Annotated in this window: 17 protein-coding genes; 8 read left to right on the forward strand and 9 right to left on the reverse strand. The window is 45.7% G+C overall.

Annotation, left to right across the window (positions count from 1 at the left end; translation table 11 throughout):
• The first annotated feature begins 121 nt into the window (after positions 1 to 121).
• Both G8759_RS30075 and G8759_RS30080 read left to right on the forward strand, forming a co-directional pair.
• Positions 122 to 628, forward strand: a complete 507-nt coding sequence (locus G8759_RS30075) for an RNA polymerase sigma factor (RefSeq protein WP_167216623.1) — start codon at positions 122 to 124, stop codon at positions 626 to 628.
• A 5-nt stretch (positions 629 to 633) separates the two neighbouring features.
• The gene (locus tag G8759_RS30080) at positions 634 to 1,305 is read left to right on the forward strand and encodes a hypothetical protein (protein WP_167216625.1); all 672 of its coding nucleotides are present in this window, start codon (positions 634 to 636) and stop codon (positions 1,303 to 1,305) included.
• Between the two features lie 191 nt (positions 1,306 to 1,496).
• On the opposite strand, the gene G8759_RS30085 is transcribed toward G8759_RS30080, so the two are convergent.
• From G8759_RS30085 to G8759_RS30110, 6 genes are all read right to left on the reverse strand, one after another.
• Positions 1,497 to 2,078 (reverse strand): YdeI/OmpD-associated family protein, encoded by a 582-nt coding sequence (locus G8759_RS30085; RefSeq protein ID WP_232074328.1) that lies wholly within the window; start codon positions 2,076 to 2,078, stop codon positions 1,497 to 1,499.
• 28 nt (positions 2,079 to 2,106) lie between these two features.
• Positions 2,107 to 2,682: a DUF4256 domain-containing protein gene (locus tag G8759_RS30090; RefSeq protein WP_167216627.1), complete on the reverse strand. Its 576-nt coding sequence runs from the start codon at positions 2,680 to 2,682 to the stop codon at positions 2,107 to 2,109.
• Positions 2,683 to 2,754: 72 nt separating this feature from the next.
• Positions 2,755 to 3,138 carry a DoxX family protein gene (locus G8759_RS30095; RefSeq protein ID WP_167216629.1) on the reverse strand — a complete coding sequence of 128 codons (384 nt, stop codon included), beginning with the start codon at positions 3,136 to 3,138 and terminating at the stop codon, positions 2,755 to 2,757.
• The gene (locus G8759_RS30100; RefSeq protein ID WP_167216631.1) at positions 3,122 to 3,613 is read right to left on the reverse strand and encodes an SRPBCC family protein; all 492 of its coding nucleotides are present in this window, start codon (positions 3,611 to 3,613) and stop codon (positions 3,122 to 3,124) included. Before G8759_RS30100 ends, G8759_RS30095 begins: the two co-directional genes overlap by 17 nt.
• Before the next feature lie 6 nt (positions 3,614 to 3,619).
• On the reverse strand, positions 3,620 to 3,943 hold the full coding sequence (locus G8759_RS30105) for an ArsR/SmtB family transcription factor (RefSeq protein WP_167216633.1): 324 nt from the start codon (positions 3,941 to 3,943) through the stop codon (positions 3,620 to 3,622).
• Positions 3,944 to 4,356: 413 nt separating this feature from the next.
• Positions 4,357 to 4,809: a hypothetical protein gene (locus G8759_RS30110; RefSeq protein WP_167216635.1), complete on the reverse strand. Its 453-nt coding sequence runs from the start codon at positions 4,807 to 4,809 to the stop codon at positions 4,357 to 4,359.
• Between the two features lie 434 nt (positions 4,810 to 5,243).
• On the opposite strand from G8759_RS30110, the gene G8759_RS30115 reads away from it, so the two are divergent.
• Positions 5,244 to 6,230 carry a c-type cytochrome gene (locus G8759_RS30115; protein WP_167216637.1) on the forward strand — a complete coding sequence of 329 codons (987 nt, stop codon included), beginning with the start codon at positions 5,244 to 5,246 and terminating at the stop codon, positions 6,228 to 6,230.
• A 102-nt stretch (positions 6,231 to 6,332) separates the two neighbouring features.
• Here the strand turns inward: G8759_RS30115 and G8759_RS30120 are convergent, their stop codons facing one another.
• The gene (locus G8759_RS30120; protein WP_167216639.1) at positions 6,333 to 7,196 is read right to left on the reverse strand and encodes a diacylglycerol/lipid kinase family protein; all 864 of its coding nucleotides are present in this window, start codon (positions 7,194 to 7,196) and stop codon (positions 6,333 to 6,335) included.
• Positions 7,197 to 7,244: 48 nt separating this feature from the next.
• Between G8759_RS30120 and G8759_RS30125 the strand changes: the two genes are divergently transcribed.
• The gene (locus tag G8759_RS30125; protein WP_167216640.1) at positions 7,245 to 8,318 is read left to right on the forward strand and encodes an App1 family protein; all 1,074 of its coding nucleotides are present in this window, start codon (positions 7,245 to 7,247) and stop codon (positions 8,316 to 8,318) included.
• Between the two features lies 1 nt (position 8,319).
• On the forward strand, positions 8,320 to 10,611 hold the full coding sequence (locus G8759_RS30130) for an FdhF/YdeP family oxidoreductase (RefSeq protein WP_167216642.1): 2,292 nt from the start codon (positions 8,320 to 8,322) through the stop codon (positions 10,609 to 10,611).
• Here the strand turns inward: G8759_RS30130 and G8759_RS30135 are convergent.
• Together G8759_RS30135 and G8759_RS30140 are read right to left on the reverse strand one after the other, a co-directional pair.
• A complete protein-coding gene (locus G8759_RS30135; RefSeq protein ID WP_232074004.1) occupies positions 10,583 to 11,884 on the reverse strand; it encodes a sensor histidine kinase in 1,302 nt (433 codons plus the stop codon). The two genes, G8759_RS30130 and G8759_RS30135, sit on opposite strands and share 29 nt — an antisense overlap.
• Before the next feature lie 226 nt (positions 11,885 to 12,110).
• The gene (locus G8759_RS30140) at positions 12,111 to 12,893 is read right to left on the reverse strand and encodes a class I SAM-dependent methyltransferase (protein WP_167216644.1); all 783 of its coding nucleotides are present in this window, start codon (positions 12,891 to 12,893) and stop codon (positions 12,111 to 12,113) included.
• Between the two features lie 318 nt (positions 12,894 to 13,211).
• Between G8759_RS30140 and G8759_RS30145 the strand changes: the two genes are divergently transcribed.
• The 3 genes from G8759_RS30145 to G8759_RS30155 all read left to right on the forward strand — a co-directional run bounded on the left by G8759_RS30145 (position 13,212) and on the right by G8759_RS30155 (position 16,408).
• A complete protein-coding gene (locus tag G8759_RS30145) occupies positions 13,212 to 14,606 on the forward strand; it encodes a GWxTD domain-containing protein (RefSeq protein ID WP_167216646.1) in 1,395 nt (464 codons plus the stop codon).
• On the forward strand, positions 14,579 to 15,406 hold the full coding sequence (gene rlmB, locus G8759_RS30150; RefSeq protein ID WP_162387915.1) for a 23S rRNA (guanosine(2251)-2'-O)-methyltransferase RlmB: 828 nt from the start codon (positions 14,579 to 14,581) through the stop codon (positions 15,404 to 15,406). The genes G8759_RS30145 and rlmB overlap by 28 nt, the downstream gene beginning before the upstream one ends.
• A 522-nt stretch (positions 15,407 to 15,928) precedes the next feature.
• Complete coding sequence (locus tag G8759_RS30155; protein WP_167216648.1) at positions 15,929 to 16,408, forward strand: T9SS type A sorting domain-containing protein; 480 nt, start codon at positions 15,929 to 15,931, stop codon at positions 16,406 to 16,408.
• Position 16,409 lies beyond the last annotated feature (1 nt).

Below are 16,409 nucleotides of genomic sequence, written 5' to 3' on the forward strand. Positions count from 1 at the left end.
GACCTTCATGCGAATAATTAAGGTAGAAATCCGATGTAAGTAATCAATAAGTTGGCCTGAACGGCAGGTGTCTACAGTTCAGGAAACCACAAAAAGAGGAAGAAACGAATCCACAAAGCGAATGATCTTGGCTAAACAGGACCGGTTTCTTTCGGTCATAGAAACCAACAAAGGCATTATTTACAAGGTTGCCAACGCCTATTGCAAGGATGGAGAGAATCGAAAAGACCTGGTACAGGAAATCATTGTGCAGTTATGGCAGACTTTTGATCAGTATAACGAACAGTTTAAGCACTCAACCTGGATTTATCGGGTAGCGCTGAATGTAGCCATATCCTTTTATCGAAAGGATACCCGCCGGCAGACGATTGCACTACCCATGTCAGATGATAGCTTGCTAACGCTCAACGAAGCCGAGCCGGATGAAACTGAAGCCAATATCAACTTATTACAGCGATTTTTGGCCGAACTCAACGAGTTGGATAGGGCACTGATGCTCCTCTATCTGGAAGAAAGGAGTCATCAGCAGATCGCCGAAATTCTGGGGCTTTCTTCATCGAATGTAGCCACAAAAATCAGCCGGATTAAAGAACAACTAAAGCGCAAATTTTCAACCATAAAAGCATAGCAACCATGGAAGATAGAGACCTTGTATCCCTCTGGAAATCTTACGATAAAAAACTGGAAGAAAACCTGCTGCTAAACAGAAAAAACCTGGAAGCTATTACCAGCATCAAAATTCAATCATTTTTAGCCTCGATGAAGCCAATGAAAATCTTTACCATAATCATTGGCATTTTATGGGTTAGTGTTGTCGATGTTTTACTGATCAATCTGTATACTATCGCCAGTCCATTTTTTCTCATTTCAGCAGGCATTCAGGTGCTGCTTACTAAACTGGCCATTGGAATTTACGTCTATCAGCTAATCCTCATCCAGCTTGTCGATATAAATGAACCGATAGTAGCCGCTCAGGAGAAAATAGCGAAACTGAAATCGTCAACAATTTGGGTTACGCGCTTCCTTTTTCTTCAGCTTCCGGTATGGACCACTTTTTATTGGACTGAAAGCATGTGGAAAAATGGCAGTATTGCGTTATACCTGATTCAAGCTATTATAACGGGTAGTTTCGCATTGCTCGCCGTTTGGCTTTTCCGTAATATCAACTATGCGAATAGCGACAAAAAATGGTTTAGATTAATTTTTGCGGGTAAAGAATGGGACCCGTTAATCAAATCCATGGAGCTGTTGAGTCAGATTCATGACTATAAAAATGAGACGATAAACGAAAATGCCAGCTTATGATACCTGAGTAGATTGGGTTGCTTACACAGGGAGTTGCGATTCAGAGATGGCTGTTCTGGCGTAACTTATAATCACTTCGAACCATGCCCGGGTTACCGTGCGCGTCAATAGTAAACGGGGCACAGCTCGAAAAAACGAAGCCACCTAATTGTGACAATTGCACAATCTGATTCATTTATTCCTACATCAAATTACTCCTCATTCAAGCCTTTTCCATTGAGAATTTGCGGCATGCATTTTTCAACTCTTGACTCTCGGGTTCTGGATTGTTTTGCCTGGGCAAAATAAAGCAGGTAAGCTCGTTGACGCCCTGGCGTCAATGCATCAAAAGCCGTTTTTAAGGCAGGGATTTCAGCCAATCTATGTTGGAATTCTTCGGCAATTGCGAATTCAGTACTTTTTTTAAATTTCACTGTCAAACCCGCTTTTTCCACTTCAATGGCTTCATAAATATAGGCTTTCAAGAGAGGTTTCAGCTGAATTATTTCCCGAACATTGGTGAATCGAATCTGGCGTCCCCCCTGCACATTCTCTGTTTGCTGGATCAAAATGCCATCGGCATTCTGTAACAAGGCTCCCTTGAAAAACAGAAGTGCACAGTATTCTTTAAACACATGGATTAAAACGATGTTACTTCTCTGGAATGTGTAACAAGGCGATCCCCACTTCAATACTTCGGTTAGCCCACAGTCAAGAACAATCAGTCTCAATTGCTCCAGTTCGTTCTGCCACGTTTGGGCTTTACTAAAATAAAAATCAACCTCAGGATTCATTCTGTCCTTTGTTATCGTGTTGCAAAATTTACACCTGAAGCGAGCCACGGAATGCTCTGGCGGCATAGTAAGAATCTGCACCGTTGTGATACAGGAATACATTGCCGTAGCGTCGATCACAAAATAATGCACCACCTAGTTTTCTAATATCAACAGGTGTTACCACCCAGCTCGACGTCTTCAAATCGAAATTTCCCAGTTTCTGTAACGCCCGGTATTGCTCTTCCGTTAAAATCTCAATGCCCATATCGGCGGCCATATTGATGGCGCTATCTTCTGGTTTATGTTCTTTTCTTGCCTCCAGCGCTTCATGATCGTAACAAACACTTCGGCGACCTTTAGGGCTTTCGGCTGAACAATCGTAAAAAATGTATTCACCCGTCTTTTTATCAAGACCAACAACATCCGGTTCACCACCAGTTCTTTCCATTTCGTTGAGCGACCACAGTTTTTCACTAGTTGCTTCCAGCTTTGCCTGAACGTTAGCCCATTGAATGCCTTTATGTCGGTTCATGTTTTTTTCGAATCGGGCTTTCAACGTGCTGATTAGTGCTTTACATTGTTCTTCTGCCAACTCCATTTGATTGCTATTAATGTCGTTCATGATTTCACTTTGTTGTTTAAGTATTTAGCTTGAAATTATTTCAAAAGCAGTCGTAAAAATCGTTCCATTTATTTATTGATAAACCGACATGACTTTTCTATCCGCGGGTCTGAAATACCACGATACTACAGTCAGGGTTAGTAGTAACAATGGAGGGAATAGTTTATTCATGGAATTGCCCGACATGAGATGCGAAAATAAAGCGCCCGACATGCTAAAGAAAAACCCGGCATAAGCCCATTCCTTAAGTAAAGTGAACTTAGGAATAAGTACGGCCACAACGCCCAAAATTTTCCAGATACCAATTATTGGTAAAAAATAGACAGGGTAGCCTAAATGCGTCATTTTATCTACTTCCTCATCCATTTTCAATAACTGTACTATTCCGGTTGATGTCATTCCTAAGGCAAGCCAGAGGGTTGAAATCCAATAGATGATTTTATTTCTCTTTGTCATTCTGTGTTATTGTTAAGTTGCTTACAACGTCCTGCAAGCGGTTATGAGCCATATTTATGCCTTGAGCGAAGGGCAATTGCAGCAGTTGGTCTCTGAGTGCGACCGTTTTATAGACAACATGTATCGTGAGTTTGCTGGTATCATCAGTGAGTTTTTCGAATTCCAGAAATTCAAGCTGGGCCGGAAAAGGCGTATTTTCCATTTCGAATGTCCGCGTGATTTTCTGGTTCGGACTAAACTCATGGATCACCCCATTGGCGCGAAAGACCACGTTTCCCTGCGCATCGGTTGTTTCAAATTGCCAGCTTCCGTGCTTTTTATTGTCAAGTTTCAGCACTTTCGTCCCCATCCATTGTTCGACAATTTCGGGCTCAACGTACGCTTTAAATAGCAATTCCAATGGCAAATTAAACTCCCTTGTAATTACGATTTCCTGTTTGCCATCTTCGGCATTAATCTTTGTTTTTTGGCCCATAGCATTCTATTTTTTTGATTTGTATTTTTCCATTACTGCTTCCAGCTTATTAAACCGATCATCCCACATTTTTCGGAATGGCTCAATAAAATCTGCTATTTCCTTCATCCTTTTTGGATTTAAGTGGTAGTAAATTTCTCTGCCGTTTTGCTCTTGTTTGAGTAATTCGCATTCGGTGAGTATTTGCAGGTGTTTTGAAACTGTCGGTCTTGCCGTGTCAAAGTTTGAGGCTATGGCGCCTGCTGTCATGGATTGCGAAGCAACCAACACAAGGATAGCCCTTCTTGTCGGGTCCGCTATGGCCTGGAATACATCTCGTCTTAAATTCATTGCGTAGCTATTTGACTACAAATATAAGCGTAGTCATTTAACTACGCAAATTTTTCTGCGATTTTTACACCAGATATTTTTTGTGACGTCAGCAACGAATATATCTGATAATCAGATAATTATATCACAACAATCATTGGAACGTTTAGTCCGCGTTCAAGTTATGATTCGGCAAACTCTCCTGTAGGTCAAAAGTAGAGTAGCCGGTTTTGTTTCGGCAGAACCAGGTTGGAGTCTCGATGGATTAATGATTTAAATAAATAAGCCAGCAGGGTCGCTCCTACCGGCTTACATTGGCTCGCGAATAAGCCTGTTACGTATTAATGACGTTTACGTCTATAGTTGCCGAACAGCCTTATTAAGCTTATACGCTGATAACCAGACTAGTTTCCGTCGCCTGCAATTGGATGAAGTTAGTCCGTAACTCTTTTATATTTTTCAATAATGATGCGATCGATGCCAAGTTTATCAACCTTTTCAACGCCTTTTTGAATCAGCGTATCCCCGGCAATTTTTACCGCAAACCGGAATTTATTATTCTCCCAGGCTTTATCACTGAAATACTCCAAATGTTCTGTGTAAACACTGTCGACTAACGTGTATTTTCCTCCTCCTGCGGTAAACTCACCAGCCGTAGAATCCTTACCTGGATTTATAGCGTGATTTAAGAAAGCGAAGTGCGTCGAGTTAATGATTTTAATCATTTTGTGCTTCGGGTCAAACGTAGAAAACGTTGTATCTTTTTCTGTAGTCGTAGCCGACACTAACTCCCAGGTTCCTACAATGGGCAAAGTCGTTTCCTTCGTATTACAAGCATACAAGGTGGCCATAGCCCCAATCACACTAAGTACAATTTTGACGTTCATGGTATCAAATTTCTGACAGCTAAAAAATAGACGGGTCTTTCTGGATTTAGTAATGGTCCCATTAACAAAGCAGAAATGCACTACATTCTCCGCGCTTCAAATCACAAAAGACAAAACGCGGGCCTATAAAGATGACCGTTTATCCCTTGCTGACTTATTGCCCATGTACACAAATACCCTTTCTATCATGCAAAGGTGCATTTGTGTTGGGGTCAGCGTTAAATCAACTTTTATCGTTTCTGTTAGCTAAATCGAGCGAAGTCATTGAATGAATCTCCGACGATGATTTATACGTCCGTTTTAAGGCAGCTTTTTTTCGTTTTGTCAGCCTTTCGTGTCGTTTCAGCCCCAATGGCACTTGTCCAACGAGTGTCGGTCATGAATTTCGGGCAGTAAACAACTGCTCCGGCATCGAACAATACGATTGACATCTTGTGAAAACGGCTAAAAAAATCCTTAAACGAATCGGACAGGGACTCGGTGTTATCCTGCTCCTGGTTGGTGGTTTCTGCGCCTACGTCGCTGTAACCCCACCCCGCACTTATGATCCACCTGTTGCGCCCAACATCCACGTCGAATCGACAGAAGCCAGGATTCAACGCGGGGAAGTTATCGCCCACCTGCAATGCATTAGTTGCCACGCTGACAACAACAATCGGCTAACCGGCAAACGACTGGATGAGTTACCCGCTATTTTCGGGAAAGTTTATTCACGCAATATCACTAAGGATAAAGAAAAAGGCATAGGCAACTGGACAGACGGCCAGCTTATCTATTTTTTACGAACAGGAATCCGGCCTAATGGTACAACCGCTTTCATGCCTCAGTACAACCTGATGGCCGACGAAGATATGAAATCAGTGGTGGCCTGGTTGCGGTCAGACCGGTTTCCTGTACAAGCCTCTAAAACGGAAGCTCCGCCTGCTGAATATAGTTTTGTAGCCAAAATGTTGGCCTGGACAATTCTTCAACCGGGCGATTTTCCGAACCAGTCCATCCCGATGCCCGACAGCACAAAACCGGTGGCTGTAGGTCGCTATGTAGCAACGGCCGTTGCTGATTGTTATGGCTGTCACTCAGCCGATTATTTAGACCTCGATAAGGTACATCCGGAACGTACGAAGGGTTATTTTGCCGGAGGTAGTAAATTTACCGATGAGGCAGGGAAAACGATATTTTCAGCCAATCTGACGTTCGATGAGCAGACCGGAATTGGTAAAAAATATACCAAAGAACAGTTTATTCGAGCCGTAAAAACCGGTGTTCGGCCCGATGGAACCATATTTCGCTACCCTATGGTGCCACGCCTCTCGTTAAGCGATCGTGAAATAGCGGCCATCTACGATTATTTAAAAACCATTCCCCGGCTAAATAATAACATAGCCCAGAAACAGGCCGAAGTTCAGCTGGCGGAGAAGTAAACACAACGATTTGATTGACGACAGAAAGCTATCTATTGCGTTGTAAGTTCCGCCCCAAAAGCATCTTGCTATTGGGACGGAACTTACAACGTTTAACGGTTTTTATTCCGGTACAATCAACGTCAGCACGCCCGGCCGGATTTCAGCTTTCAGTTCGGTTATCCGGCCAATGTACTCACCATCGATCTGAAAATAGGCTTTTCGGTGGGTTGCAATGGTTATGGATGTAGCCGGTAAAATTTCAATCTTTTTCGGATCGAAAGGCTGATACCGCCAGAACAATTTCAGGACTTCCCAGAAGGACAAACGCCGAAAAATAACGACCTCAAACTGCCCGTCGAAGGGGTCGCCATCGGGGTTAATAACGGCTCCCGTTCCATACATTCGTGCATTGGCCAGCACAATCATGAAAGCCGCCCGCGAAATACACTCATCGCCCAGGTTAATCTCAACCCGAAGTAATCGACGCTTTTGCAATACATTCACGACACCACGCAGGTAGCCGAGCTTGCCGCGAAGATTATATTGCTGATAATGTTTAACCAATTGTGCATTCAGGCCGATATCGGCCAGATGCAGACAGATATCACCGTTCACGGCAATAACGTCGGTCGGTTTCAGCACCCCGTCAACAAGTACGTTAAGGCTCCCCTCAATATCGGGCGGAATGCCAAGTTCGCGGGCCATTCCATTGGCCGACCCTGCGGGCAAAACACCCAGCGGAATTGTTGTTCCCAGTAATTGTTCGGCCACGAATTTAATCGTCCCATCGCCACCCACCGCAACCACACGGTCGGGTTTTAGCTGATTAAGTTTCTGACGTAATCTATCCTCATCGGTTTTTCCATCGAGATACAAAAGTTCAGCATCGTGGGATGAATTCGTGAAGTAATTATTAATACCAGTTTCCCAGTCCGTTTTGGCTTTGCCACCAGAAACTGGATTAATTGCGAATAAAAAGACCAACTTCTGAGCAGATTACAGGTTATAAGTGGCGTGTATCACTGATACGTTATGAACAGGAATCGACATCCAGCAAGTAGTAAACAAAATTTAAGCCTGAAGGGTAAGATAAATCGGCAATTCTTAACCTGGCTCCGGTTAACCGATCAACCCGTTGTGAAGATTTATCGTGGTTTTGGTAATGATCACAAGTTAATAATTCACGGCCACGTATTTCGGCGGAGTGCCATCCCCCGAAAAAAATTCAGGGATAGTCCGCTGGTGAATCTCCTGGCAGTCATCCGGTTATTTCTGGTAAAACCATATCCCAGAGCAACCGTTCGGGTTCATTATGGAGAGCAGACGGCTCAGATACAAACAGATCCCGACGGCTATTTCAGGCTCGATCTGCCCTTACAACAACCACTATCGCCCGGCTGGCACCCAGTTCGGGCAGAACTGCTGTCACAAATGATTTCGCCCGAAACAGTTCTGGCCGAAGGTGATGGCAAAGTGCTGATTCCACACCCAACCCGTTTCATCTGCATTTCCGACATCGACGATACGTTTCTGATTTCACATTCAGCCACCATCACCAAGCGGCTGATGGTACTTCTGACCGAAAATGCACACAGCCGGGAGCCTTTTGAGGGCGTTGTGGCTCATTACCAGTTATTGGGCGAAGCGGACAGCGGCCCTGAAGCCACAAACCCATTTTTTTATGTGTCGAGCAGTGAATGGAATCTATACGATTACATACTGGAGTTTTCCCGAAAAAACGGCCTTCCCGAAGGAGTTTATCTATTGAGCCAGCTCAAGCAATTAGCGCAGGTATTACAAACTGGAAAAACCAAACATCTGACAAAATTTGAACGAATTGTGCGAATTATCGAAACATATCCGGTTCAACAGTTTATTTTACTTGGAGATGATTCGCAGCAGGACCCGGTAATTTATGAGTCGATCGTAAGGCATTTTCCGGCACAGATCCGTTGTGTATATATTCGGCGAATTCGTCCTAAAAAACAGCCTCAGACACAGGCTCTTGTCGATAAAATTGAAGCGATGGGTGTATCCTGCTGCTATTTTTCTAACAGTAGCGAAGCGCATCAGCATTCCGTAAAAATTGGATTAATTCCCTCTTAATATGAACCCGAACACGCCCCCCGAAGAACTCACCGGCGACCTCGAAATCGGTAAACCCTATACGGAAGCCGCTGGTATACCGGCTGTCGTCAAATCGTTTGAGCATGTTCTGCAAGGCACCGGCCTCGCTCGTGGCTGGAAAGCCCTTGTTAATCTGAACCAGAAGGATGGATTCGATTGCCCCTCCTGTGCCTGGCCCGACCCCGACGGTCAGCGGTCCAGCGTGGCCGAGTATTGCGAAAGTGGAGCCAAAGCGGTTGCCGATGAGGTAATGACCAAACATACAGCCTCGCCTGTGCTGTTTCAACGATACTCAGTGGCTGAGTTGCTCGAAAAAAATGACCTCTGGCTGGGGCAACAGGGCCGATTGACCCAACCCTTGATTCTCCGTCCGGGAGCGACTCATTATACCCCAATTAGCTGGACAGATGCTTTTCAGCTAATCGGTAATCAGCTCAATGCGCTCGATTCTCCCGACGAAGCTATTTTCTATACATCGGGCCGCACCAGCAACGAAGCGGCTTTTCTCTACCAGTTATTTGTTCGGATGTTTGGCACCAACAACATGCCCGACTGCTCGAACATGTGCCACGAATCGACCAGTGTAGCCCTGGCCGAAACCCTTGGTCTGGGAAAGGCATCGGTCAAATATGATGACTATGAGAAGGCGGATGTCATTATGATAATCGGCCAGAATCCGGGCACCAATGCTCCCCGAATGCTCACCCCGCTGGAACAGGCGAAACGAAACGGATGCAAAATCATAGCTGTCAATCCGTTGCATGAGGCAGGGCTGTTAGCTTTCAAATACCCGCAAAGCGTTCGGGATGTGCTATTTGGCGGAGAAAAATTAACCGATCTGTTCCTTCAGGTACGCATCAATTCCGATCTGGCTTTGATGAAGGCCATGTGCAAAATTCTGCTGGAGGAAGAGAAAGCGGCACCCGGAAAAGTGCTGGATCAGAACTTTATTAAGCAATATACAGCAGGCTATGACGCGTTTGTGAAGAGTCTGGATCATTTCGATTTGGGCGAGCTGGCGGCCCAGTGTGGCCTAACCGTCGGCCAGATTCAGGAAGCGGTCGATCTATTTAAATATACGCCAAAGCTGATCATCTGCTGGGCAATGGGGCTGACCCAGCATCGCAACGCCGTCGATACGATCAATGAGGTCATTAACCTGCTGTTATTGAAGGGCAGCATTGGTATTGAAGGGGGTGGTGCCAGCCCGATTCGGGGCCATAGTAATGTTCAGGGCGACCGTACGATGGGTATTTGGGAAAAGCCCAAACCCGAATTTTTAGACTCGCTACAACGGGTTTTTAACTTTGAGCCACCTCGTCAGCATGGGTATGATACGGTTGCTGCCGTTCAGGCCATGCATGAAGGAAAGGCAAAAGTATTTTTCGGTATGGGCGGAAACTTCTCGATGGCCGTATCAGACACAAACTATACGGCCGAAGCCCTGAAAAAATGTAAGCTAACGGTTCATGTTTCCACTAAACTGAACCGCAGTCACCTGATTCATGGCGAAACGGCCCTGATTCTTCCCTGCCTTGGTCGCACCGACCGCGATAGGCAGGCAACCGGCGAGCAATTTATTAGCTGCGAGAGTACAACCGGCGTAGTAGCACAGTCGCACGGGGTGCTTGATCCAATTTCGACTCACCTAAAAAGCGAAGTAGCGATCGTGGCCGAATTAGCGAAGGCAACACTGAACGGCAAATCAACTGTAGATTGGGACAGCCTTTCTGGAAATTATGACCTTATTCGCGACCTCATCGAGCAGACCATTCCAGGTTTCGACAAGTATAACGAACAGGTTCGCAAACCGGGTGGATTTTATATTCCAAACGGGCCACGAGTCCGGACGTTTAAGACAAAAGACGGCAAAGCGCATTTCACGATCAATACACCCACGCAGCACGAGCTACAACCCGGCGAATTGCTGTTGATGACCGTCCGTAGTCACGACCAGTTCAATACAACCGTATACGGCAACGATGACCGTTACCGGGGTATTTATAATGAACGGCGGGTACTGTTTATGAATTCCGACGATATTGCCAACTTAGGTTTACAGGAAAAACAGGTTGTAGATCTGCACAGCCAGTATGGTGGTCAACAGCGGACAGCTCATCGCTTTATCGTTGTTCCCTACAGCATTCCCCGTGGCTGTACAGCGGCTTACTTTCCCGAAACAAACGTATTGATCCCGATCGATTCGGTTGCCGAAAAGAGCCACACACCAACGTCGAAATCAATTATTGTGACCGTAACTCCAACGAACTGATCAACGACAGTGTGACCACAAACTGCCCATCGATTTCCTGAATAATCGGTACCGGTTGGCCAAGCATCTGGTATTTAGCCAGAATATTGCTCAGCCCTACTCCATTGGAGGCTACCCGTATTGTTTTACGCTGAATGTTATTGCGCACCGACAGTTGAGCCTCTTCGTCAGTAGCAATAGCGATAACGAGTGGCTGATCGGGCAGTACACTATTGTGCTTGACGGCATTTTCGACCAGTAATTGGAGTGTCAATGGAGGGAGCTGGTAGGTCAGATACGCTTCATCAACCTGTACCGAGAGTTGCAATCCGCTACCGTGTCGGGTTCTGAGTAAGTTAAAATACGACTGAATAAACGCCAGTTCACTGGCCAGATCGGTCAGTTGTTCCTTATTGGAGCGAAGGAGGTATCGATAAACCGTGCTCAATTCTTCCAGAAAGACGCGAGCCTGCTCCGGGTCATCGTCGATAAGCGAATCAAGGACATTCAGGCTGTTGAACAGAAAATGTGGATTTACCTGTACCTGTAAGGCCCGGATATGGACTTCCGTGTTTTCCTGCTCCAGACGCTGGACCGACAACTCGGCTTCGAGGTGTTCGCGACGACGTTGTTCGCGCTCACGAGCCAGTTCCTGCTCCATAATGGCATGCCTGATGGCTATCTGGCGTTGCCCATAGCTAAGACCCAGCGAAAAACAGATCAATTCCAATACAACACCAAGCTGCAAATAAGCCAGCGAAATGGTCCAGAACGGCCCCGTAAGATCATCAACGGGTTTGATTAATGAGAATGCCTGGCTGATGAGCGAACCGATCTGGATGAACAGCGTTCCGGCTACAAAATAACGGGAAACGATATCCTTCAATTTCAGCAGTTCATAGATAGCGTAAAAGCCAGCTATGGCCAGAAGTGCCCGTATGATCGAGAAGGCAGCCTCATAAATAGCGGGGTGCCAATCAGCTAGTACAAAGCATATAACAGCCTGAAAACCAATATAAACCAGAAGGCAACTTTTAATGTACTCAAACAACCTGTACAGAGCAGGTAACCGTTGCCGAATGTTGAGAAAGGCATCCGCAAAATCAAAATAAATGTAGAAGGCAATCATCGATGACGTAGCGCGTACAAAATAAGATACCTGGGGTGGCAGCCAATCGCCAAATGTCTGCACTCGTAAAAACCACGCCAGCATATACAGGGTGTATAACCCATAGATGCGCGTTCTGTACGTAATCCATTGGATAATGTTCAGCAGTAAAATGGATGTTACCATTCCGGCAAAACATAACCCCAAATATCAAAGGTCATAAAATCACCTTGCTAGATATTACCCGATTGAACGCTTCCCGCTCTGGCCTGCAACGGCACGTTATTCTGAGTAAAGGTAAGAACTCACAGCCCTTTGGTAAGGCTTATAGGCATCAACTCATGTAGCCTTTTAGAAGACTTAAGTTGATGCCTCAGGCTGTTTAAACGTAAATTCCAGAAACGGCTCGCTTTTATTTCGTTGCGATATAAAAGAAGTCGAGGCTTCCGGCAGGATCGGTGCTGACGAGGTAATCGGTATAGTTGATTTCGGCCGCAATACCGTCGGCTTTGAGGAGCCGGTTACGGTTTAGCCGATTCATCAGGTCATAAGGAACCTGCAAAAGCCGCCGTGGTAATTTGTATTGTAAATTAAAAATATCGAACCGTGTCAATTTTTTTACGGATGCTTTATTCTGCTCATAATAGGTCATTACTTTGCCGTTTCCGTGAACGCCCTTGGCATCGACTTTTGGAAAGTATCGCCCAATAAGATTTCTTAATCCATCCGCGTAATATTCCCGAACATGCCAGGGATTGCGGGTCAGCGAAAACGTTTTATTGACGGTTGTCAGCAGCAGCTTACCGCCGGGTTTCAGAACGCGATGGGCCTCCCGGATAAACAAATCGTCGTTTTCGATGTGTTCAATCACCTGAAACGTTACAATGTAATCGAACGTATTGTCAGGAAGCGGTAGGCCATTAGCACCCTTGAGGGGCGGAATATTGGCAGCAATAAATGTTGATGATGGATATTCTGCACTAAGCGCAGCGATCAGCTCAGTATTTTTATCGATACCTGTGTAGTGATCAGCGGCATGGGTGAGCAACTCAAGACCCCGGCCCCAGCCACAACCGATTTCGAGCACTTTACCGCTCACTAGGGTAGCCGCTTCAACGTACGGAAACAACAATCGCTGGTGAACGGGATTGTCGGATGCGATTTCAGCAGAGGTGATTTCGGTGGTTTTGTACATATCGTTTCAGGATACTGGATTGTGAATTTGGGTTATCAGACTGTCTTTATTGATCGTAAATTCAGTATCTAATGTCTGCTATCCAGCATCTTCGTTTGCAATTCAATCGACAAAATTAGTCTTTTGTAATGAAGTAAAGAAAAATGAATGGTTCCCGTAACCCAAACGCTGCTATTTTTTCGTTATTAACGACAAGCTTTTTGCTTTATGCTATGGAACATGTCATTCGAACGGTTGAGAATCGTTTTATAGCGGGTAATTAAAAGCCCTGTGATCTGAAGAATTTCCTATCCGAAACACGCGAGATTACTATTGTTTATGCGTATTCTGTCTGCTTTACTGCTTATTACATTTCTGTCGGCCTGCTCAACCAGTAAAAAAACGCAGCAGGACCGGGCAACTGCTGCCTATGAGGCTCGTACCGAAGCCCGGCGCAATTCAACTCAGGGGGATTCCCGTCCGGCAGCACCAGCCACCGCTGCACCGGTCAAAATAAACGATGGCCCGGCCACTACACCAGGTACGACTCCTAACGCGGGTCCCAAACAGGTTGGTGAATGGGTCGTTACATCCATTAAAGGAAAATTTCTGGCTACCGATACCACGTCCGTTCAGGTTTATATGAACCTGACCGCAAAGACGCCCAAAGGTGAGCCCGTTTTAAATCCGACCGATTTTATTGAGCATTTTCAGATCGCGTACGTCATGTATCCCGACTACAACAACCGCGAACGGTTAGGGTATGGGAATATTCAGCTGACAACACAAAACGTTAGTGTCGAAGGCGACTATCTGACGCTCACATTTGAGGTAAAACGGCCAAAAGAGGTAGCTAACGCTGTTTTGTTAACGGAGATTACGGAAACAAATACTGGGACCAAAGCGCGTAATGACCTATCGTTACGCTTTAAAGCAGCAAAGCTAAGCGACCGGTTCTCGCTATTTGATAAAACCGGCAAGAAACCTCAATTGCGAAATTACGCCAACGTTGGCGATACTATTATTATTCGGGATGTTAATGGTACCAGCAAACCATTGTTCGGTTTTCGTTACCGTCATGATTTCGACGCAGCTTCGTCGCCGATGAATACTTCGGCAAAACCGACGCCTAAATCCCTAACTGTCGATTCAACCCTGACCATTACCACAAACCAGCCGTTTATCATTCCCCGCGAAGGTCTTTATTATTTTGTGGAAGATACAACGGCCGAGTCGGGTATTGGTCTGGTTGTAGCCGACAAACGCTTTCCGAAAATGACTCGCCCCGAAAAGCTCATTAAGCCAGTGCTGTATATGAGTACCAGCACTGAGATTGGGGAACTCAACCAGGCTCAGGATACAAAAAAAGCGTTTGATCGTTACTGGCTAAGTCTGATGTCGGGCAATGAGGAAGTAGCCCGAAAAACACTTAAAGCGTATTTCGATCGCGTAGAAGAAGCGAACCGACTGTTTACGAGTTATAAAGAAGGCTGGAAGACCGATAAAGGTATGATTTACATCGTACTGGGTGCGCCCGATCGTGTGCAACGGAACCGCGAGCGCGAAGTATGGGTTTACAATCGCCGGGCTAACGTCTCGGAAGTTAATTTTACCTTTACGAAGAAACCGAATCAATTTGTCGAGGATCATTACGAACTGGTGCGCTACATTGAGTATCAGCCGATTTGGTACCCGATTGTCGAAGCATGGAGAACCGGCGCAATCCGCGAGTAAATCGCCCGAATCATACCCGAAATAACAATTCAAGACCTCAATTCCGCCCGGAGCCTGACGAAATGGTGTTCGGTATTCAGTCCGTGATCGAGACACTCAAGTCTGATCAGCAGATTGATAAACTATACATGGAAAAGGGATTAAGTAATCCCGACATCCAGAATCTGGCCTTTCAAAAACGAGTTACCATCCAGCGTGTTCCCGTCGAACGACTTGACCGGCTGACCCGAAAAAACCATCAAGGTGTTGTTTGCCTTATCTCTCAGGTTCAGTACGTTAAATTGTCTAATGTCATCGCCGATGTCTATGAGCGGGGCGAAACGCCCTTTTTTCTACTTCTCGACCGGATTACCGACGTTCGGAACTTCGGTGCTATCGCACGAACGGCCGAGTGCACGGGTATTCAATGCATTGTGATTCCTGGTCGCGGAGCAGCGGCCATCAACTCCGATGCCATGAAAACGTCATCGGGTGCGCTTAACCACATTTCTGTCTGTCGCGAGCCAGAGTTATCGGAGACCGTAAAATATTTGCAGGAATCGGGCATTACTGTGGTCGCCTGTACGGAAAAATCAAGTCGCGATCTTTATGAGCGCAGTACCGATCTAACGGGTCCGTTAGCGATCATTATGGGATCAGAAGAAGATGGCATCTCGCCCGAACTGTTGCGCATGGCCGACAATCACGTCAAAATTCCCCTCCTCGGTGCAGTTGGTTCACTGAATGTATCGGTAGCAACCGGCGTGGTCTTGTACGAAGCGGTTCGGCAACGGAGCCTGATTGTGGCTGCTAACGAGTAAGTAGGACTAATCGCCAAGCTACCCAAATCCTGTTCAAATTCCGTCTGAGACAACTCTGACTAACCAATAATCCGTACCCCGCTATGTCGACATGGCGGGGTTTTTAGTATGCCTGAAATTGCCCAATCAATACGTTTCGGCCATTAATTAAATTTTAATTCAATATACTGACTATCATTTAGTTATCGGTAATTCGTATTTATAGTTATGCAATAGTTTTGTATAGACAGAGGGAATATTAAGAACCAGAGCAACACCCCGATAGCGTTCCGATTATTTCGTAATCGTGCGCAACACGATGATAGTAGGTTCTGGATATAGATTTTGAAAAATCGCATAGAAAAATACTTGGTTAGAGCGCGGCAGAAGGTCTGTTAACGATTGACGTCGAATACATTGAAATCAAAGAATTAACTGTACATGCTCTTGCCAATCAAAAGCACGTAACTTCTCGGACGACTTAAAACGACTCATTTGGCGAGAAGTAAGCTATCAGACTATATTTTCTTAATGCTTACGCCTATGTATCACTTTGGTTTCAAATTCCTGTTCCTTGTAGGCTTTGCTAACGCTATTCAGGCACAAAGCCTTAGCCCTCAACTGATTGCTTCAGCTGGTGGATTTGCTTCTGTAAGTACCAATAGTCTTGCATTCACCGTAGGGCAGCCCATAGCCACCATGCTCTCCGGGGCGAGTGGCTCTCTGTCGCAGGGTTTCCAGCAGTCGTTTAAAGTCAATGTCGTCAATGTGATAACGGCTATTAGCCCTTTGCCGGCTTCTGCATTACGCATATTTCCTAATCCGACCCGTGCCTATCTCCAGATTGAAGGCGAGGCTGCAATACTAACCCTAACAGATGTGCTGGGCCGACCCCGCTGGCAGGGTCGCAGTGATGGCAAACCGCTCTTGATTGACCTGCACGATTTTGCCGATGGCGTCTATCTGCTGCATGTCCAGACGTCTCAGATTAACCAGTCAACCCGAATTGTGTTACAACGCTAAC

The sequence above is a fragment of the Spirosoma aureum genome (genome assembly GCF_011604685.1).
GTDB classification, from domain to species: Bacteria; Bacteroidota; Bacteroidia; order Cytophagales; family Spirosomataceae; genus Spirosoma; species Spirosoma aureum.